Origin of the sequence: Caballeronia sp. TF1N1 (assembly GCF_022878925.1) — a bacterium.
In the GTDB taxonomy this organism is placed as follows: domain Bacteria; phylum Pseudomonadota; class Gammaproteobacteria; order Burkholderiales; family Burkholderiaceae; genus Caballeronia.
In genome coordinates this window covers 824,697-843,367 of sequence record NZ_CP084627.1, presented here as the reverse complement: position 1 = coordinate 843,367, position 18,671 = coordinate 824,697, and the positions used below count along the sequence as shown (strand labels likewise).

Below are 18,671 nucleotides of genomic sequence, written 5' to 3'. Positions count from 1 at the left end.
GGGCTGCGCTCTTGATTAATGCGGGCGCTTCGTTCGAGTTCGCTCGTTGGTGCGGTTCGAGAGTCAGGGCGCAAGGCGAGCGCCAGTTTCCCGAGCGTCGTCGTTCACGATTCAGCGTCATCGTCTACCATGACCGGACCCTACACGCGGAGTCCGGCATGTCTCTCATCGATCATCTCGACCATCTCGTCCTCACCTGCGTCGACGTGGAGGCGACCAAACGCTTTTACGTCGATGTGCTGCAGATGAAGCTCGAAAGCTTCGGCGCGGACCGTCTCGCATTTCACTTCGGCAATCAGAAAATCAATCTGCACGTGCGCGGTTCCGAATTCGAACCGAAGGCGCATCTGCCGGTGCCGGGCGCGCTCGATCTGTGCTTCATCGCCGCCGTGCCGCTCGACCGGGTGATCGAACGGCTCGCGCAGATGAACGTACCGATCATCGAAGGTCCGGTCGAACGAACCGGCGCGATGCAAAGATTGCGCTCGGTCTATGTGCGCGATCCGGACTACAACCTGATCGAGATTTCCGAACTCATTTGAGCGGACCGAGATAGTCCAGCTTGCCGATAGGCGCGCCGAGGTGACGCAGGATGTCGTGCGTCGTCACGACATGGAAGTAGAAATTCGGCAGACCGAAGCCGAACAGATAATCGACGCCCGAAAACGATGGTTCGAAGTTGGGAAACTTCATCGTGACGGTGCGCGCTTCGCTGTCGGCCAGTGTCTCTTGCTGGATGCTCTTCAGAAACACGATGGTCTTCGCGATGCGCTCTTGCAAAGCGGCAAAGCTGTCTTCGTTGTCTTCGAAACGCGGAGCTTCCGCGCCTGAAAGACGCGCGGCGGAAAGCTTGGCCGTATCGCTTGCACGCTGAATCTGCGCGGCGAGCGGCAGCATGTCGGGGGCGAGACGCGCGTTGATTACATCGGCGTGGGTGAGGCCTTTTTCATCGGCGAAGGCGGCGCCTTTTTCCAGCAGGCTGGCGCAGACTTCGAGTCCGCGAATGAACACGGGAATCGACGCGCGATACATCGAGAGTGACATGGGAGAGCGCTCCTTTTTGGTTTTTGATGCGGGTGGGGCTAGAGCAGGCGTTTTCGAGTTGCCTCAATCATGGCCGCCGCGCCGAGTATGTCGGCGGGGCATAAGCATAGCGCTGTGAGGTGCGGGCTGCTGAAGTGAATCGGCGAGCCGGCTTGGTCCGTCGTGTTGCGGACATGAAAGCTCGAACGGCTGGTTGCGACGCTTTCCATGAACGGCGATTCGGCCTGCCACGCCGCCAGAACCGCCTTCTCACCCAGAGGCCTCACCATGTCTCGCGTTCCACTCCCGAAGTCGTTCTTCATAACGCTCCAGCGCTTCTTCATAAAGATCGAACACGCAAGGATGGCAGCCGCTTTGGCAGCAGTCTTCCGGCAATGGACGTTCGGGCGGCGCGGGGCGCGGGTCGTTGGTAGGGGGCATCTCTCGCTGTGGGGAATCTCATCGGGTCATTGTGCATTGCATGTTGCATGCAACATGCCGCATGCCGCATGCCGCATGCGAAACGCTTCGTCACCCAGGAGCGCACGGTCGTCTAAATTTTGGCGGCGGCCTGCGAACGCCGAATGCGATACTTTCGCGCGAGGCATTCTAAAAACCGCGTCGATCGGACACAGGATTCTCCCGATGAACCAGACCGTCAGGCATGCGATTTCTGGTGCGCTCCTAAGCGTGCTGCTGGCCGCCTGCAGCGCGCCTCAGTCCGATACGGGGCGAGCGCAAACCGCGCAATCGACGCAAGCCGGAAACACAGCGTATAGCGCGGAGATCCGCCGCACGGAGTCGGGCATCCCGCACGTACGCGCGGCGGATTGGGGCAGTCTCGGCTTCGGTTTCGGCTACGCGCAAGCCGAAGACAACCTGTGCACGCTCGCCGATGCCTTCGTCACCTATCGCGGCGAGCGCTCGGCCTCGTTCGGCGCGGAGGCACGTCCGCCAGCGATGTCGACGTTCGGTCAGCCGCGCAACCTCGATGCCGACTTCTTCTTCCGCATGGTTATCGATCAGGCCGCCGTCGAACGCTATCGCGCGGCGCAAGCCGTCGACCTGCGCGATCTGATCGATGGCTTCGCCTCCGGTTACAACCGCTATCTCGCAGATTTGAACGCGGGCAATTTTCCGAAGTTGCATGCTGCATGCAAAGGCAAGCCGTGGGTCGACAAAATCACGTCGGACGATATTTACCGTCGGCTGATCGCGGCGAATCTCGCGGGCGGATCGACGCGCTTCGTGCAGGCGATTGCGGCGGCGCAACCCCCGAAAGCAGGAGCGACGCCGCGCGGGGAGACAACGCCGGATGCGGCGCCGGCGACAAGCAGTACATCGGCTGGTCCGCTGGATGAAAGCGGCGGGCGAATCGCGCCAACGCCATCTCCGGTGAACAAGGGCGCTCTGCTTGCTGCCGCCAGTTCGCGAATATTGCCGCGCTATCTCAGCGGCGAAGATCCAGGCATGAGCAATGACGCAGCATCCGGCACTCCGCTTCATGCCATGAAATCGCACGATTTTTCGGGCTATTCCGCCGGTGACAATCCCGGCCTCGGCAATCAAGCACCCGCATTCGGCACTCCGCTCCACGCCGACAACCCGCTCGATGCCCTGCGCTATCCCATCGGCGAAAACCCCGGCATCGGCAGCAACGCACTCGCATTCGGCGCGCCGGTAACGAGCGACCAACGCAGCATCCTCTTCGGCAATCCGCACTGGTTCTGGCGCGGCCCGGACCGCTTCTATCAGGCGCAACTGACCATCCCCGGACGCGTGAATGTGGCCGGCGTGTCGTTTCTCGGCGTGCCGCTCATCGTGCTCGGCTTCAACGAGAACATCGCGTGGACGCATACCGTATCGAGCGCGCGCCGCTTCGGCATCTTCCAGTTGACGCTCGATCCCGCCGATTCCACACATTACATGTTCGATGGTCGAAGCCAGCCGATGACGCCCGTGCCGCTCACCGTCCGCGCGCTTCGCGCCGATGGCACGATCGAATCCGTCACGCGCACGCTGTATCGAACGCGCTTCGGTCCGGTGATGGACCTGTCCGCTCTTTCGCCGGCACTTGGATGGAACACGCAGCGGGCCTATGCGCTCGCCGATGTCAACGCCGACAACGCGCGCGCCTTCCAGAACTTCTTCGCGTGGAACCAGGCGCGCTCGCTCGATGATTTCATGGCGATCCAGAAGCGCTATGCGGCGATGCCGTGGGCCAACACGCTCGCGATCGGCCGCAACGACGCGCGCGTCTGGTTCGCCGACATCGGCGCGATCCCGGACGTGCCCGACGCGCTCGCCGATGCATGCACGCCGCCCGCCGGCCGCGCGCTCGCGAGCCGTATGCCGGGCGTGCCGTTCCTCGACGGTTCGAAGAGCGCCTGCGCGTGGCGTGCGGATGGATCGAGCGTGCAGCAGGGCGCGCTGCCGGTCGCGCAAATGGCGAGCGTCGTGCGCGGCGATTACGTCGGCAACTTCAACGACAGCTACTGGCTCACCAACGCGAACGCGCCGCTCACGGGCCTTGCGCGCGTGGCCGGAGCGACGCGTTACGAGCAGTCGCTGCGCACGCGTTACGGCCATCTGCTCGCGGCGCGGCTGCAGCGCGAGCCGGGCGGCATCACGCGAGACGCCCTGGAAACCGCGGTGCTGGCTACCGGCTCGATGTCGGAGAGACTGTATCGCCAACCGCTGCTCGATGCCGTGTGCAACGGCAACGACGCGCAATACGCTTTGCATGATGCATGCGAAGTGCTGCGCAGCTGGAACGGTTCATCGGATATCGATGCACGCGGCGCGAACCTCTGGGACGAGTTCTGGCAACGCGTGACGCGCCTCGCGCCCGAGCGCCTCTACGCGACGCCCTTCAGCCCCGACAAGCCGCTCGATACGCCGAGCGGCTTCAACATCGACAATCCCGCCGTCGTGCAGGATCTGCGACAGGCGCTCGGCGGCGCGGCGCTCGCGCTCCGGCTGAACGGTTTCGCGCTCGATTCGCGGCGGGGCGACATTTTGTATACCACGCGCGCGGGCGAACGCGTGCCGCTCTACGGCGGTTGCGACGAAGCGGGCTACTTTACGGTGGTATGCGCGCGGCGTCCGCTGGACGCGAAGGGGTATCCGATGGACGCGAACGGTCAGGGCGACAGCTACGTACAAGTCGTCTCGTTCGCGGCCGATGGCCCGGGCGGCGTGGAAGCCGACACGCTGCTGTCGCATTCCGAGTCCGACGATCCCGCTTCGCCGCACTCGGCCGATGCCACGCGTCTTTTCTCGGCAAAACAGTGGGCGCGCTTTCCGTTCACCGATCAGGCGATCGAAGCCGATCCAGCCGTTTCGCGCACCGTAATCACGGGAACGCGTTATTGATCATACATATTGAAAAAAATTGCATGATTGCCGCACGATCAAAGGCATGGGCGCAAAAGGGCCGCGAAACCCGTCTATGATGAAGGTTTTGCCCGCCTGGACACACGCTCATGACTAACGGCGACAATACGCAACACGAAGAAGCGGTACGGCTCGATTCGACGGAACTGCAGCGTTTCGTCGACCAGAAATGGAACGATGAGATCGTGCCCGCGCTGACCGACTACATCGCGGTGCCCGCGAAAAGCCCGATGTTCGACGCGGACTGGGCGCGGAACGGTTTCATCGAACGGGTAGTGACGGACGCGGTGGACTGGGTGAAGGCGCAGCGCGTCACGGGCCTGAAAGTCGAGATCGTGCGTCTGCCTGAACGCACGCCCGTGATCTTCTTCGAAGCGCCCGCAACGCGTTCGGGCAGCACCGAAACCGTCGTGCTGTATGGCCACCTGGACAAGCAGCCTGAATTCGAAGGCTGGCGCAATGATCTCGGCCCGTGGACGCCGAAGTTCGAGGACGGCCGGCTCTACGGCCGGGGCGGTGCGGACGACGGCTACGCGACCTACGCCAGCATCACGGCGCTCGCCGCGCTCGACGCCCAAGGCGTGGAGCGGCCGCGCTGCGTCGGCATCATCGAGACGTGCGAGGAATCGGGCAGCTACGACTTGCTGCCGTATATCGACGCGCTCCGCGAACGCCTGGGCGATGTCGGCCTCGTGATCTGCCTGGACTCCGGTGCTGGCAACTACGACCAGTTGTGGCTCACGACTTCGCTGCGCGGCCTGGTCTCGGGCGACCTCGAAATTCAGGTGCTCGAAGAAGGCCTGCATTCGGGCGGCTACGGCGGCATCGCGCCATCGACCTTTCGCATCATGCGGCAACTGTTCGAGCGGCTCGAAGACGCGGCCACCGGCAACCTGCTCCCGAAGGACTTTCATTGCTCGATTCCCGCGCAACGTCTGCGTGAGGCTGAAGCGACCGCCCGCATTCTCGGCGACGATGTCTGGAAGAAACTGCCGTGGAGTTGTGGCCAGGACGGCGGCAGTGTGTTGCCGACCACTACCGACCCGCAAGAAGCGCTCATCAATTCGACGTGGCGTCCGTCGCTGACGGTCACGGGGGCCGCCGGCCTGCCGTCACTCGCCGACGCCGGCAACGTGCTCGCACCGCGCACCGCGTTCAAGCTGTCGCTGCGCCTGCCGCCGCTTGTCGAAGCCGCCGAAGCGGTCGGTCAGTTGAAGTCGCTGCTGGAACTCGATCCGCCTTACAACGCCAAGGTCACGTTCAAGGCTGAAGCCGGCGCGGCAACTGGCTGGAGCGCGCCCGAGCTTGCGCCCTGGCTGGGGACGTCGTTGAACGATGCATCGCGTCGCTACTTTGGCGCGGATGTCGCATACATGGGGCAGGGCGGCACCATTCCGCTCATGAACACGTTGAAGGAAGGCTTTCCGCGCTCGCAGTTCATGGTGTGCGGCGTGCTCGGCCCGAAGTCCAACGCGCACGGGCCGAACGAATTCCTGCACGTGCCCTACGCAAGGAAACTGACGGCGGCGGTGGCGGAAGTGATCGCTGCTGCGCCCTGATTCAACGCGTCTTCCGGAATCAGAAATCGCCCGCTTCGCGCGGGCTTTTTTTCGGGCCTTTTCAGCGAATTCTTCAAAACGAACTGGTAAGGCCAGTTGATCATGGGTAAAGTAGTAGGCCCTCGCCCGCCGTACGGCATTGCGGTCGGGCCATGCACTTCACATACAGGAGACAGACATCGCGATGAACGATACCCAAAAATCCCCCGAACTGCGCATCGCCGCCGATACCCTTCACGCCTATGTGCGCGCCATCTGGGAAAGCGCCGGCAGCGCGCCGCGCGAGGCCGAACTGGTGGCGGACCATCTCGTGATGTCGAATCTCTCGGGGCATGATTCGCATGGCGTCGGCATGATTCCGCGCTATACGTCCTCGCTCGCGGATGGCCAACTCAAGCTCAACACGCATGCTGAAATCGTTCGCGATGCGGGCGCCGTCATCACCGTCGATGGTCGCAAGGGCTTCGGTCAAGTGGTTGCCTACGAGGCGATGGAATTCGGCATCGAGCGCGCGAAGAAGTTCGGCGTGTGCGCGGTCGGCTTGCGCAACGCGCATCACATCGGCCGGATCGGACACTGGGCGGAGCAATGCGCGAAAGCGGGGCTCGTGTCGTTTCACTTCGTGAACGTAGCGGGCGATCCGCTGGTGGCGCCGTTCGGCGGTATCGACCGGCGCTTCGGCACGAACCCTTTCTGCGCGGCGTATCCGCGTAAAGGCAAGAAGCCGCTGGTGCTGGATTTCGCGACGGCAGGCATTGCTTACGGCAAGACGCGCGTGGCCTACAACAAGGGCGTACAGGTCGCGCCGGGCATGCTGCTCGACCACGCAGGCGTGCCGACGCTCGAACCGAAAGTGATGCATGAAGAGCCGTTCGGCTCGCTAACCGCATTCGGTCTGCACAAGGGCTCGGGGCTTGCCGCGCTCTGCGAGATTTTCGGCGGCGCGTTGTCGGGCGGATATACCACGCATGAGAGCACGCTGGAGAAGTCGAGCGCGATCATCAATTGCATGACTTCAGTGATTCTCGACCCGAACGCGTTCGATGCCCCGGCCGCAGAGGCCGAAGCGGAAGCGTTCCTCGAATGGATGAAGGCTTCGCCGAAAGCCGCTGGCACCGATGCGATTCACGCGCCTGGCGAACCGGAGGAAGCGCGCCGCGCCGAGCGCAATTCGAACGGCGTGCCGGTCGACCCGACTACGTGGCGGCAGATTCGCGAATCGGCTGTGAAGTCGGGGATGGCGGAGACGGAAATCGAGAAGTTCGCGGGCGCGTTGAAGTAACGTGAAACCGACGGGCAAATTGGTCAAGCCAGTTTGCCCTTCGCGCTTTGTTTTGCTCGATGGCAGATTGCCTCTGGCCTCAGTCGCGGAATAACGGCGCGACTTTCAGAGCCGAAGCGACACCGTTCACCGCACCATTTCTTTCTCGATCCAGTCAATGACCGAGGTCCGCTTCGGCTCCCAGCCCAGCAGGAAGCGCACGCGCTTGCCTCTGACGCGGCTGTTCGAGCCAAGCCCGTAGTTGGCCATCTCATAACCCCATTCCTTGACGGCATCTTCGAGCGGCCAGTCTTCGGGGCCGCGCAATTGCATCGCGCGCGCCATGGCGGTGGTCATGTCGCGATATTGCGCCTCGCCGCTTTCGATGAAATAGAACGTGCCGGCCGGCGTCTTGTCGAGTGCGCGTCGATAAGCATCGACGACATCGTCGATATGCACGTTCGACCAGATGTTCAGCCCGCGTCCGACATGACGCACGATGCCGCTCTTCTGCGCCTGACGTTCGAGTCGCGGCAGCTGCACGCTTGCGGTGTTCGGGATGGCGCCGTGACCGTAGATCAGCGTGTTGCACAGCACGGCAGAGCGCACGCCACGCTTGGCGGCGCCCAGCACGAGCTTGTCGATGGCCACGCGCGGCGCCTTGTCGGCGGTCGGTTCCGGCAGATTCTCTTCGGTGTAGATGTTGTCCGATGCTTCGCCGCCCGACGCATCGCCGACAATGCTCGATCCGCTCGTATGCAGGAACGGTTTGTCGGAGCCTTCGAGCGCGGCGATCAGGGTTTCGACCGCGCCGCGATGATCGCTGCTGGCCGCGTTGATGACTGCATCGGCAGAACGGGCTTCGGCGGTGAGAAGCGCGGCGTCGTCGAGACTGCCGACGACGGGCTCGATACCCGCGTGCTTCAAGGCGTCGCTCTGCTCGGCGCGGCGGATCAGGCCGCGCACCGTGTGACCGTCGCGCGCGAGTCCCGCCGCGATCGAACCGCCGATAAAGCCGCCTGCGCCTGTGATGAAAATCTTCATGTTTTGCTCCTGTGGTCCCATTCAATGCGATTTGCGGGAATTCGTTTGAACCGATGCAGAGAGTATGTCCCGTTTCGACTTTCGCAAAAACGATGCTAGTCTCAAATCAAACTTGACTTGAAATCAACAATCGATCCGCATCGCGCCCGCATGAAGACCAATACCGACGAACTGCAGGTTTTCGTGACCGTCATTGACAGTGGTTCGATGACCGCCGCCGCCGAAACGCTTCAGCAAACCGTATCCGGCGTGAGCCGCACGCTGACGCGCCTCGAAAAGAAGCTCGACACGACCCTCGTGCGCCGCACGACGCGCCGTCTTCAACTCACCGAGGAAGGCGAGCTGTTTCTGACGCGTGCTCGCGCCATCCTCGCCGCGATGGATGACGCCGAGGAAGCGATCTCGCGCCGGCACGAGCGTCCGGCCGGGCGCCTGCGTGTGGATGCGGCGTCGCCGTTCGTGCTTCACTGCATCGTGCCGCATGTGAAGGCGTTCGCCGCGCTTTATCCGGACATCACGCTGGAACTGACGAGCAACGAGCGCATCGTCGATCTGATGGAGCAGCGCGTCGATATCGCGATTCGCATCGGCGTCCTGCAGGATTCGACCTTGCACGCGCGCTCGCTTGGCAGCAGCCGGCTGCGCGTACTGGCGAGTCCGGATTATCTTGCCGAACACGGCGAGCCGCGTGATGTCGATGAACTCATGCGTGCGCGGCTGATCGGCTTCACCGCGCCCGAAAGCCTCAATGACTGGCCGTTGCGCGCATCGGGCAATATTCCGGGCGCGCCGTTCGTGACGATCCGGCCTGCGGTATCGGCGTCCAGCGGCGAGACTATTCGGCAGTTGGCGCTCGATGGCGGCGGCATCGCGTGCCTCGCCGAATTCATGACCGCCGCCGATATCCGCGCGGGCCGTTTGCGTCCGATACTTGACGACGCGCTCGAAGACGTGCGTCAACCGATCAGCGCGGTGTTCTATCAGACCGAGTCGATGGCCGCGCGCTCGCGTGCGTTCCTCGACTTTCTGGCGACGAGGCTCACGCTTTGAAATCAAGCTTTGATAATCATCCGACCATGACCATGCCTACGATCAAGACCATCAACGCACCCGAACTTCCGGTTCCCGCCGGCCACTACAGCCACGCAACGCGCGTGGGCAATCTCGTCTGCGTTTCGGGCCAGTTGCCAATGCGCCCCGACGGCACGCATACCGGGGACAGGCCGTTCGAGGAGCAGGCAGAGCAGACGCTTGCCAATCTGCGGACCGTGCTGGAAGCGGCGGGCGCGCGCATCGAGGATTGCATCGAGGTGACGGTGTATCTCGTTGGCGTCGATCACTGGAAGACGTTCAACGAAATTTACACGCGCTTCTTCGGCGACTGGAAGCCGGCTCGCGCCGTCGTGCCGGTTGGCGCGTTGCATTATGGATATTTGGTCGAGATATCGGCGCGGGCGTGGGTGGAAGACGGACGATGACTTTGGGCTTGGGATCATCGCGGCTTTCCACGGGTGTTGAGTTTCGCGCGTGATCTTTGAAATGCGAGTCGGCCGTCGCCGCGCGAGTCACGGCATTGGTTGAATCCGGAACGGCTCCGGGCGTGATGGTTTGCGTCGCGCAACGCAGTTCCCGCCGCTCGCTGCCTCCCGCGCTTTACGCCGAGTCCGATATTTTGTCGGATACCAGAGGGCTTCGACCGGACGCGTAGTCCCTCGCGTGATGCGAAGTTCCGTCCGGCCGTCGGCACGCGAGTGTTGTCAGGCCAAATCCAGCGCCCCCGTCAAGTCGCCGAGCGGCTTCTCCCCGTTCGCCGCAAACGCGCGATCCCGCGACGCCACGCCATCGAGCGGTTCGAGATCGTGCACGCGCGAGATGAAGCGAAGAATCGAGTTGGTATCGTAGACCGTGTGATCGACATATCCCTTTTTCGCGTACGGCGAAATCACCAGTGCCGGAATGCGCGAACCCGGCCCCCAGCGATCGCCCTTGGGCGGCGAGACGTGATCCCACCAGCCGCCGTTTTCATCGACCGTGACGACGATCACCGTGTTCGCCCATTGCGGTCCGCGCTGAATATGCTCGATGACGTTGGCGATATGCCGGTCGCCCGAAGCGACGTCCGCATAGCCCGCGTGCATGTTGAGATTGCCCTGCGGCTTGTAGAACGTGACGGAAGGCAGGCGTCCGGCATCGATATCCGCGAGCAGCTTGTTCGTGGATGGATCGTCGCCGAGACCCGCATCGCGCAAATGCCGGGCGCGTGCAGCCGTGCCCGGCGCGAAATTGCGAAAGTAGTTGAACGGCTGATGGTGGTACTGGAAGTCCGGCACCGAACCCGTGTCCCGATGATCGAGGGCGTACTGCCACGCGCCGCTGTACCACGCCCAGTTGACGCCCTTGGCCGAAAGCCGGTCGCCGATGGTCGCGTAAGTCTGCGGCGGCAGCACGAGCGGATTCGAAGGATCGGCGGTGAAGCTATCGCCGCCGGGCGCGGGACGCACGTTGCTCGGCTGGTACGGCGGGAACATCGTATTGACCGCATAGCCGTCCGCGGTGAGGGCGCCATCGCGAACGAATTTGGGCGGCCCTTCGAGCGCGGATTTCGGCGAATCCGGCGCCAGTTTCAGGCGCGGCGTGGTCGGATCGTCGCCATCCACGACGGCGAGCAATCGCGCCGCCGGGGTGTTGCGCACATCGGGATAAAAGGGTGCTTGCGCCGAGATCAGGAAAATGTGGTTCAGCCACGAGCCGCCGAATGCCGACATGAAGAAGTTGTCGCATAGCGTGTATTGCTGCGCGAGGCCCCAGAGCCTGAGCGTATCGGGCGAATTCTGGTAATGGCCCATGACGAGACCACCCGAGTCGCCCCACGCGGCGAACTGGTTATTGCGGCCCGCGTTGATCTGCATCTGGTTCTGATAGAAACGATGCACGAGGTCGCGTGTAATGACCGAATTGGGAAGCGGCGCGCCGTTCGCGTCCATGATCCGGAAAGGCGAGTTCTTGAGGCCAGCAATCTGCTGCTCGGTGATGGCGTAGCGCGTGCCATCCACTTCCTGCGCCTGCGGCACGAGCCCGCCCCAGATTTTCGGCAGTGTGGGCATGGGCGTGACGCCATCACGGTCGAGCTGCGTGAAGCGCGACGCCGACACCGCCGACAGCGGATACTGCACGCCCGGAAAATTCCCGTACAGATTCGTGAAACTGCGGTTTTCCGCGTAGATCACGACGATCTGCCGCACGTTCGCCGTGAGCGTGCGGTCGAGCGCGACATCAGCCGCTGTTTTTGGTGTGGCAGGCTTCTGTTCGAAAAGATTGCAGCCGCCCAGCGATAAACCGGCGAGTCCGACGCCGGCCGCGAGCAAGCGGCGCCGCGCCGGATCGACAGGCGCGTCATTCGCCGATGCTTCAGGAAGGGAAGACAACTCGTGATGCGGATGGTCGTTCTCGTTCATCGCCTGACTCCTCGTGGTCTTGTCGCACGCACCGCGCGCCGTGCATCGACGCCTTTTCACGCCGCACGCACCAAGGGCGCGCACGCTTTTCCGCTCTCCGCTGAAGAATGCGGTGACGCGGGCCCAACTGAGAGCGCATGATGCCGTATCGGCGCGCTTGGCGAAAGCCGGCCAAACGGCATAAGGCGGATTGCGAACGGCTGCGTATCCGCCTATGTCATTTGGCCGACTGGAAACCGCCGGGCCGCGTGACTAACATCAACTGAACACGAGTTTGGCTCCGACCAGGATCAGCGTCGCGGCAAGCAGGTAACGCAGCACGGTTTCAGGCGCTTTCGAGGAAAGCATGCTGCCAATGGCAATGCCGGGAATCGAGCCGACCAGGAGCGAGAGCAGAAGCGCCCAGTCCACCGAGCCGAGCATCCAGTGCCCGGCGCCGGCAATGAGCGTGAGCGGCACCGCATGCGCCACATCGGAACCGACGATGCGTACCGTCGCGAGACGCGGATAAAGCAGCAGCAAAACCGTCACGCCGATCGCGCCCGCGCCGACCGACGTGATCGAAACGAGCACGCCGAGGATGGCGCCCGTCAGCACGGTCAGAGCGGTTGTGCGGGCAGGGCGTTCCGCTCGTCCCTGGCCTTTGCGGTAGGCCAGTCGCGCGAGCTGCGGCCGAAACACGAGCGACACGGCCGTGATGAGCAGCGCGACGCCGAGAATCAACTGGATCAGGCGGCCCGTGTCGGGTGAAGTCATGCCGTGCCGGTGCAGGAAATACAGCGTGATGGCGGCGGCCGGCACGCTGCCTGCGGCGAGCCGGCCAGTGATGCGCCAGTCCACCGAGCCCTTGAGGCCGTGTACGAGCGTGCCGGCGGTCTTGGTCGCGGCGGCGTACAGCAGGTCGGTGCCGACTGCCGTTGCCGGATGAATCCCGAAGAGCAGCACCAGCAGCGGCGTCATCAGTGAACCGCCGCCCACGCCCGTGAGGCCGACCAGAAAGCCGACGCCGAGGCCCGAAGCAGAATAAAGTAAGTCGATATGCGGAAATGCCATGGATGCGGAGAACCCGTCAGGCTCGGTCCGGTCGAAAAACCGTCGATGATATCCGGTGAGCGGCCCGATTGCTGCGCATGAGCGGCGGGCACCCTGCAAAAACATCGGTCTGGTCGAGCTGGCCAGCCGTCGTGATTACACATTACTTTCAGTTCAGGAAGGCGCAATGGACACAAAGGATCAGACGCAGGACCAGACGCAACAGCAGCAGCAACAGGCGCAAGCGACTATGCCCGGCGCGGACGATGCCTTCATTCCGACCGAGAACGTCAACATTCCGAGCGAGCGCCAGTTCGTCCTGAAATCGGGCAACACGTTCGCCGTCTACGACGCCAACGGCGATATCCGCGGCGGCGACGACGGCCTGTTCGTCAACGATACGCGTGTGCTCTCGCAATTGGTGCTCACGTTCGGTGGACGCGCGCCGTCACTGCTTTCAGGCAGTGTATCGAGCGATAACGCTGTCTTCACCGCGCACTTGACCAACCGGCCGCTGCCGCCCATCGGCGGAGCCCAAACACCGGAGGGCGTGATCCACGTCGAGCGCAAACGTGTGCTTTCCGGGCACGTATTGCACGAAAGCATCGTGCTGACGAACTACGGCACCGAGCCATCCACGGTGCCGATCTCCATTTCGTTCGCCGCGGACTTTCTCGATATGTTCGAGGTGCGTGGCTCGAAGCGCCAGAAGCGCGGAACGTTGCGGCCGCCCATTGTCGAAAATGGCGAGGTGGTGTTGCGCTATATCGGCCTGGACGAAGTGGAACGCACCGCGCGCATCCAGTTCACGCCCGCGCCGGACGTGCTCTCGCCAACGCGCGCCGATTACGCGCTGCGTATCGAATCGGAGACGGCGATTTCGGTCTATCTCTCCGTCACGGCCGTGACACACGCGCTCAGCGACGCCAGCGAAGAGAGCAAGCGCAACGCCGCCGAAGCCGCCGAGTGTGCGCCCGAATCGGGCCGTCCGGCTATCCGCGAAGCGCTCGTCGAGGCGCATCGGCGTATGCGAGACCGGCGTCGCGCCAGTGCGCGCGTGCGTTCGAGCAATCCGCTCTTCAGCGAATGGATCGACCGGTCGCTGGCCGACCTCGGGCTTCTCACCACCGATCTAGAAACCGGTCCGTATCCGTATGCGGGCATCCCGTGGTTCTCCACCGCGTTCGGGCGTGACGCGATCATCACGTCGTTGCAGATGCTGTGGCTGCATCCCACGCTCGCGCGCGGCGTGCTGCGCTTTCTCGCGGCTCATCAGGCGCGCGAGGACTCGGCGTTCCGCGACGCGGAAATCGGCAAGATCATGCACGAGACGCGCAAGAGCGAGATGGCCGCGACCGGCGAGGTGCCATTCGCGCTTTATTACGGGGGCGTCGACAGCACGCCGCTTTTCATCGTGCTCGCGGGCGCGTATGCGGAGCGCACCGGCGATCAGGCGCTGATCGACGAAATCTGGCCCGCGTTGCAACTCGCGGCGGACTGGGTCGCGCGTCATTGCGACAAGAACCCGCACGGCTTGCTCGACTATCAGCGCGCGTCCGAGCATGGACTCGCCAACCAGGGCTGGAAAGATAGTCAGGACTCCGTGTTCCATGCAGACGGTAAATTTCCCATCGGACCGATTGCGCTGGTGGAAGTGCAGGCATACGCATCGACGGCATTCTCGACGATGGCGCGGCTTGGTCGCGAACGCGGCGAACACGAACGTGCGGACGAGTTCGAGCGGCGCGCGCGCCATATCCGCGAGCGCGTGGAAGCGATGTACTGGATGCCGGAGATGGACTTCTACGGCATAGCGCTCGACGGGCGTGGCGACTTGTGCAGGGTGTTGTCATCGAATGCGGGGCATCTGCTCGCGTTCGATCTGGTCGAGCGCGAGCGCGGCGAGAAGGTCGCGCGTCAGCTCGAATCCACCTTGTTCCACACCGGCTGGGGCGTGCGTACGCTCGCCGCCGGGCAGCCGCGTTTCAATCCGATGTCGTACCACAACGGCTCGGTCTGGCCGCACGATACGGCGTTATGCGCGCGTGGCCTTGCGCGTTACGGCGAGCGTGGCGCGGCGGTTGGTCTGCTGCAGGCTTTGTTCGAGGCGGCCGTCACGTTCGACATGCGTTTGCCCGAGCTGTTTTGCGGCTTCACGCGTCAGCGCGGCGAACGGCCGATCGCTTATCCGGTGGCGTGTCTGCCGCAGGCGTGGGCAGCGGGCGCGCCGTTCATGGTCCTCGAAGCGTGTCTCGGCGTGACGATGGACGCGGTCAACGACGAGATACGCATCGACCGGCCGCAGTTGCCGGAGGGCATCGACTGGCTGGAGATCGGCGATCTGCGTCTCGGCGACAAGAACGTGACGATCACGTTCCGGCGCGTGGGCGGCCAAGTGGTGCCATCGGTGGAAGGGGATGCGCGGGTCGTCGCGGTGCTTTGAGTGAAGGAACGCGCAACGCGTGGGAAGCGTTGCGCGCGTGAGCCGAATTGCCGCGTGCTTGCGAGGTTTCGGAAATGACCTCGCAAGCTGCGCCGTCCATCCGCTCGAACTTAACGCGCGGAAATCAAACCGCAACGCTGCCCACGTAGTTCTCGGCCAGCGCCGTCGCCGCCGCATGCGAAGTCGTCACATGCTCCAGTTCCGCGACCTGCAGGCGTTGCTCGAAGGGCGACGTATCGTCGAGCTTGTGCAGCATGCGCGTCATCCACCACGAGAAATGCTCCGCGCGCCACACACGCTTGAGCGCGGTCTCGGTATATTGCGCGAGCTTGTCGCTTTTGCCTTCTTTATAGAAATCGACGAGCGCGGCATTGAGCACCCGCACGTCCGACACCGCGAGATTCAAGCCCTTCGCGCCCGTCGGCGGCACGATATGCGCCGCGTCGCCGGCGAGGAAGAGCTTGCCTGACTGCATCGGCGTGGATACGAAGCTGCGCATACCGACAATGTTCTTCTGAAAAATATTCCCTTCCGTGATCTGCCAGCCATCGTGGGTATCGACGCGTGCGTGTAGTTCGGCCCAGATGCGGTCGTCGGACCAGGCGTCGACGGACTCTTTCGGATCGCACTGGAAATACATGCGCTGCACGCCGGGCGAGCGCGTGCTGATGAGCGCGAAGCCGCGGTCGTGGCGCGCGTAGATGAGTTCGTCGGACGAGGGCGGCGCTTCGACCAGAATGCCGAACCAGCCGAACGGATACACCCGCTGATAGTCCTGCCGCACCGCTTCCGGAATGCACGGGCGCGAGACGCCCTGCGAGCCATCGCAGCCGATGATGAAATCGCACTCCAGCGTTTCGGCGCGCCCTTCATGCGTGTACTCGATGCGCGGCTTGCCGTCGCTGTTCTCCGCGAAATCGTGCAAGCTCACGTTCGACACGTTGAACTTGAGCGCGCCGTTCGCCGCAAGGCGCGCCGCGACCAGATCCTTGATGACTTCATGCTGCGCGTAGACCGTGATCGAATGGCCCGTCAGTTCTGTCAAGGCGATACGGCGCCGTTGTCCCTCGAACGCCAGTTCGAAACCGTGATGCAATGCGCCTTCGGCCTGCATGCGCGCGCCGACTCCCGCCTGATTGAGCAAATCCATCGTGCCTTGTTCGAGGACGCCCGCACGAATGGTCGATTCGATGTCCTGCTGACCGCGCGCTTCGAGTACGACCGACTCGATGCCGCGCAAATGCAGAAGATGGGAAAGCAGAAGCCCGGCCGGGCCCGCACCGACGATGCCGACTTGAGTACGCATGATGTCTCCTTGATTGCGTCGAGATGTTGTGCGTACAGTCTCGTTGCAGCCTCGGTATGTCGCAACGCGATACGAGACATAGCGCCTATCCCATTTCGAGATAAAGGCCCGAAAATGCCGCGATCACGGGTCCATCCCTTGCTGACTCAGGGTAAATCCCGAGCACGCAATCGAATGGAGAGAACAAATGAGCGCGAAGAATTACCCCAAGCTGCCGTTTCCTGAACAGCAGCAAGAACGCCGTCCCGGATTGACCAAGCCGCTCGATCCGCAGCCCGACCACGGCGAGGAGAGTTACAAAGGTAGCGGCAAACTTGCCGGCAAGACTGCGCTCATCACAGGCGGCGATAGCGGCATCGGGCGGGCGGTGGCGATTGCATTCGCGCGCGAAGGCGCAGACGTGGCGATCTCTTATCTCGACGAACACGACGACGCCAAGGAGACGGCCCGCTGGGTGGAAGAAGCGGGACAAAAGGCGCTGCTATTGCCCGGCGACATCACCGACCGCGCGCATTGCCGAGAACTCGTCGCGAAGACGGTAGAGACGTTCGGCCATCTCGAAGTGCTGGTAAACAACGCCGCTTACCAGATGACCTACGACGGCCTCGAAGACATCAGCGACGACGAGTGGGACAAGACCTACTCGACCAACATCGGCGCGATGTTTCGCATCACCAAGGCGGCGCTACCGCATCTGAAGGAGGGCGCGGCGATCATCAACACGACGTCGGTGAATGCGGACGCGCCGAACCCCGGTTTGATCGCGTATGCGAGTACGAAGGGGGCGATCCAGAACTTCACGGGCGGCCTCGCGCAATTGCTGGCCGAGCGCGGTATTCGTGCAAATTGCGTGGCGCCGGGACCGATCTGGACGCCATTGATTCCTTCGACGATGCCCGTCGAGAAGGTCAAGAATTTCGGCTCGCAAGTGCCCTTGAAGCGCGCCGGCCAGCCTGCCGAACTGGCCGCCGCTTACGTGCTGCTCGCCTCGGACGAGGCGAGCTACATCTCGGGCGCCACCGTCGCGGTGACGGGCGGCAAGCCGATCATTTGAAGCCGCGCGTCACTCCCTCAACTGCTTGCGACGATACTCGCCCTGCCGCGTCAGCATCCAGCCGGGATATTCGGCGGGAAGCTGGCTCACTTCGTCGAGCGCGGCGAGTTCGTCGGCGTTGAGCGTTACCTTGGTCGCCGCGATGTTGTCATCGAGTTGCTCGATACGTTTCGCCCCGACGATCACGCTCGTCACCACCTTCTGGTGCAACAACCAGGCAAGCGCGATCTGCGCCACCGAAACGCCCTTGGCTTCGGCGACACGACGCATAACGTCGATACAGTCATACGCGCGGTCCACGTTCACGGGCGGAAAATCGAACTTCGTGCGGCGGCCGCCTTCTTCCTTGCCGCCTTCGCGCGTGTACTTGCCCGACAAGAGGCCGCCCGCGAGCGGACTCCACACCATCAAGCCGACGTTTTCGCTTTGTAGCAACGGGACAAGTTCGCGCTCCAGGTCGCGCCCGGCGATCGTGTAATACGCCTGCAACGACTCGAAACGCGCCAGGCCCAGACGCTCCGAAATGCCAAGCGCCTTGGCAATCTGCCAGGCGGCCCAGTTCGACACGCCGATGTAGCGCACATGGCCGTGCTGCGCCAGATTGTCGAGCGCGCGCAGTGTTTCCTCGATTGGCGTGGCGGGATCGAACCCGTGAATCTGATACAGATCGACGTGATCGAGTTGCAGCCGCTTGAGACTCGCCTTCACGCCATCGATGATATGAAAGCGCGACGCGCCGCGCGAATTCACGCTCTTGGTTCCCGCCTCGCCCAGAATCTTGGTCGCGACGACCACGTTCTCGCGCGGCACCTTGAGATTCTTCAACGCCTGGCCCGTGATGATTTCGGACTGGCCGTCGGCATAGACATCGGCGGTATCGATGAAATTGATGCCCGCGTCGAGCGAGCGGCCGACGAGCTTGTCGGCGTCCGCCTGCTGAAGCTGACCGATGTTGTCCCAGATGCCGCCGCCGCCTCCGCCGAAGGTCATGGTGCCGAGGCACAGCTCGGAGACGAATAGGCCGGTATTGCCGAATTTCCTGTAGCGCATGGAAGGCTCCAGAGTAACGATGCGGTGATCGGAAGGCGCGAAGTGTCG

At 63.2% G+C, this 18,671-nt stretch carries 16 protein-coding genes; 8 read left to right on the top strand and 8 right to left on the bottom strand.

The window, feature by feature from the left end:
- Positions 1–158: 158 nt before the first annotated feature.
- Positions 159–542, top strand: a complete 384-nt coding sequence (locus LDZ28_RS17875; RefSeq protein WP_244828306.1) for a VOC family protein — start codon at positions 159–161, stop codon at positions 540–542.
- On the opposite strand, the gene LDZ28_RS17870 is transcribed toward LDZ28_RS17875, so the two are convergent.
- The 3 genes from LDZ28_RS17870 to LDZ28_RS17860 are packed head-to-tail and all read right to left on the bottom strand — an operon-like array spanning position 535 to position 1,464.
- Positions 535–1,044 carry a DUF1993 family protein gene (locus LDZ28_RS17870; protein WP_244828305.1) on the bottom strand — a complete coding sequence of 170 codons (510 nt, stop codon included), beginning with the start codon at positions 1,042–1,044 and terminating at the stop codon, positions 535–537. The two genes, LDZ28_RS17875 and LDZ28_RS17870, sit on opposite strands and share 8 nt — an antisense overlap.
- Positions 1,045–1,082: 38 nt before the next feature.
- Entirely contained in the window at positions 1,083–1,346 is a 264-nt protein-coding gene (locus LDZ28_RS17865; RefSeq protein WP_244829745.1) for a hypothetical protein, read from the bottom strand.
- Positions 1,294–1,464, bottom strand: coding sequence for an oxidoreductase-like domain-containing protein (locus tag LDZ28_RS17860; RefSeq protein ID WP_244828304.1), 171 nt, complete (start codon positions 1,462–1,464; stop codon positions 1,294–1,296). Before LDZ28_RS17860 ends, LDZ28_RS17865 begins: the two co-directional genes overlap by 53 nt.
- Before the next feature lie 204 nt (positions 1,465–1,668).
- Here LDZ28_RS17860 and LDZ28_RS17855 point away from each other — a divergent pair, with 204 nt between their 5' ends.
- The 3 genes from LDZ28_RS17855 to LDZ28_RS17845 all read left to right on the top strand — a co-directional run bounded on the left by LDZ28_RS17855 (position 1,669) and on the right by LDZ28_RS17845 (position 7,260).
- Positions 1,669–4,398, top strand: coding sequence for a penicillin acylase family protein (locus LDZ28_RS17855; protein WP_244828303.1), 2,730 nt, complete (start codon positions 1,669–1,671; stop codon positions 4,396–4,398).
- 110 nt (positions 4,399–4,508) lie between these two features.
- Positions 4,509–5,978, top strand: a complete 1,470-nt coding sequence (locus LDZ28_RS17850) for a M20 family metallopeptidase (protein ID WP_244828301.1) — start codon at positions 4,509–4,511, stop codon at positions 5,976–5,978.
- Between the two features lie 184 nt (positions 5,979–6,162).
- On the top strand, positions 6,163–7,260 hold the full coding sequence (locus LDZ28_RS17845; RefSeq protein WP_244828300.1) for a malate/lactate/ureidoglycolate dehydrogenase: 1,098 nt from the start codon (positions 6,163–6,165) through the stop codon (positions 7,258–7,260).
- Positions 7,261–7,386: 126 nt separating this feature from the next.
- Here the strand turns inward: LDZ28_RS17845 and LDZ28_RS17840 are convergent, their stop codons facing one another.
- Positions 7,387–8,283 (bottom strand): NAD-dependent epimerase/dehydratase family protein, encoded by an 897-nt coding sequence (locus LDZ28_RS17840; RefSeq protein ID WP_244828298.1) that lies wholly within the window; start codon positions 8,281–8,283, stop codon positions 7,387–7,389.
- A 150-nt stretch (positions 8,284–8,433) separates the two neighbouring features.
- On the opposite strand from LDZ28_RS17840, the gene LDZ28_RS17835 reads away from it, so the two are divergent.
- Together LDZ28_RS17835 and LDZ28_RS17830 are read left to right on the top strand one after the other, a co-directional pair.
- The gene (locus tag LDZ28_RS17835; protein WP_244828296.1) at positions 8,434–9,333 is read left to right on the top strand and encodes a LysR substrate-binding domain-containing protein; all 900 of its coding nucleotides are present in this window, start codon (positions 8,434–8,436) and stop codon (positions 9,331–9,333) included.
- 32 nt (positions 9,334–9,365) lie between these two features.
- Positions 9,366–9,761, top strand: a complete 396-nt coding sequence (locus LDZ28_RS17830; protein ID WP_244828295.1) for a RidA family protein — start codon at positions 9,366–9,368, stop codon at positions 9,759–9,761.
- Positions 9,762–10,040: 279 nt separating this feature from the next.
- On the opposite strand, the gene LDZ28_RS17825 is transcribed toward LDZ28_RS17830, so the two are convergent.
- Together LDZ28_RS17825 and LDZ28_RS17820 are read right to left on the bottom strand one after the other, a co-directional pair.
- Positions 10,041–11,738, bottom strand: a complete 1,698-nt coding sequence (locus tag LDZ28_RS17825) for an acid phosphatase (RefSeq protein ID WP_244828293.1) — start codon at positions 11,736–11,738, stop codon at positions 10,041–10,043.
- A 258-nt stretch (positions 11,739–11,996) separates the two neighbouring features.
- Positions 11,997–12,791: a sulfite exporter TauE/SafE family protein gene (locus tag LDZ28_RS17820; protein WP_244828291.1), complete on the bottom strand. Its 795-nt coding sequence runs from the start codon at positions 12,789–12,791 to the stop codon at positions 11,997–11,999.
- A 229-nt stretch (positions 12,792–13,020) separates the two neighbouring features.
- Between LDZ28_RS17820 and LDZ28_RS17815 the strand changes: the two genes are divergently transcribed.
- The gene (locus tag LDZ28_RS17815; protein WP_244829703.1) at positions 13,021–15,213 is read left to right on the top strand and encodes an amylo-alpha-1,6-glucosidase; all 2,193 of its coding nucleotides are present in this window, start codon (positions 13,021–13,023) and stop codon (positions 15,211–15,213) included.
- A 124-nt stretch (positions 15,214–15,337) separates the two neighbouring features.
- On the opposite strand, the gene LDZ28_RS17810 is transcribed toward LDZ28_RS17815, so the two are convergent.
- Positions 15,338–16,519, bottom strand: a complete 1,182-nt coding sequence (locus tag LDZ28_RS17810) for a 4-hydroxybenzoate 3-monooxygenase (protein ID WP_244828290.1) — start codon at positions 16,517–16,519, stop codon at positions 15,338–15,340.
- 187 nt (positions 16,520–16,706) lie between these two features.
- Between LDZ28_RS17810 and LDZ28_RS17805 the strand changes: the two genes are divergently transcribed.
- Positions 16,707–17,573: an SDR family oxidoreductase gene (locus LDZ28_RS17805; protein WP_244828288.1), complete on the top strand. Its 867-nt coding sequence runs from the start codon at positions 16,707–16,709 to the stop codon at positions 17,571–17,573.
- Positions 17,574–17,582: 9 nt separating this feature from the next.
- Here the strand turns inward: LDZ28_RS17805 and LDZ28_RS17800 are convergent, their stop codons facing one another.
- Positions 17,583–18,623 (bottom strand): aldo/keto reductase, encoded by a 1,041-nt coding sequence (locus LDZ28_RS17800; RefSeq protein ID WP_244828287.1) that lies wholly within the window; start codon positions 18,621–18,623, stop codon positions 17,583–17,585.
- Positions 18,624–18,671: the final 48 nt, after the last annotated feature.

Excerpts from the sequence above, each read along its gene's own strand:
- LDZ28_RS17830 (WP_244828295.1), top strand. The coding sequence starts at position 9,366 with ATGCCTACGATCAAGACCATCAACGCACCCGAACTTCCGGTTCCCGCC.
- LDZ28_RS17800 (WP_244828287.1), bottom strand. The coding sequence starts at position 18,623 with ATGCGCTACAGGAAATTCGGCAATACCGGCCTATTCGTCTCCGAGCTG.
- LDZ28_RS17810 (WP_244828290.1), bottom strand. The coding sequence starts at position 16,519 with ATGCGTACTCAAGTCGGCATCGTCGGTGCGGGCCCGGCCGGGCTTCTG.
- LDZ28_RS17815 (WP_244829703.1), top strand. The coding sequence starts at position 13,021 with ATGCCCGGCGCGGACGATGCCTTCATTCCGACCGAGAACGTCAACATT.
- LDZ28_RS17825 (WP_244828293.1), bottom strand. The coding sequence starts at position 11,738 with ATGAACGAGAACGACCATCCGCATCACGAGTTGTCTTCCCTTCCTGAA.
- LDZ28_RS17840 (WP_244828298.1), bottom strand. The coding sequence starts at position 8,283 with ATGAAGATTTTCATCACAGGCGCAGGCGGCTTTATCGGCGGTTCGATC.
- LDZ28_RS17870 (WP_244828305.1), bottom strand. The coding sequence starts at position 1,044 with ATGTCACTCTCGATGTATCGCGCGTCGATTCCCGTGTTCATTCGCGGA.
- LDZ28_RS17835 (WP_244828296.1), top strand. The coding sequence starts at position 8,434 with ATGAAGACCAATACCGACGAACTGCAGGTTTTCGTGACCGTCATTGAC.
- LDZ28_RS17865 (WP_244829745.1), bottom strand. The coding sequence starts at position 1,346 with ATGAAGAACGACTTCGGGAGTGGAACGCGAGACATGGTGAGGCCTCTG.
- LDZ28_RS17805 (WP_244828288.1), top strand. The coding sequence starts at position 16,707 with ATGAGCGCGAAGAATTACCCCAAGCTGCCGTTTCCTGAACAGCAGCAA.
- LDZ28_RS17845 (WP_244828300.1), top strand. The coding sequence starts at position 6,163 with ATGAACGATACCCAAAAATCCCCCGAACTGCGCATCGCCGCCGATACC.
- LDZ28_RS17855 (WP_244828303.1), top strand. The coding sequence starts at position 1,669 with ATGAACCAGACCGTCAGGCATGCGATTTCTGGTGCGCTCCTAAGCGTG.
- LDZ28_RS17820 (WP_244828291.1), bottom strand. The coding sequence starts at position 12,791 with ATGGCATTTCCGCATATCGACTTACTTTATTCTGCTTCGGGCCTCGGC.
- LDZ28_RS17850 (WP_244828301.1), top strand. The coding sequence starts at position 4,509 with ATGACTAACGGCGACAATACGCAACACGAAGAAGCGGTACGGCTCGAT.
- LDZ28_RS17875 (WP_244828306.1), top strand. The coding sequence starts at position 159 with ATGTCTCTCATCGATCATCTCGACCATCTCGTCCTCACCTGCGTCGAC.
- LDZ28_RS17860 (WP_244828304.1), bottom strand. The coding sequence starts at position 1,464 with ATGCCCCCTACCAACGACCCGCGCCCCGCGCCGCCCGAACGTCCATTG.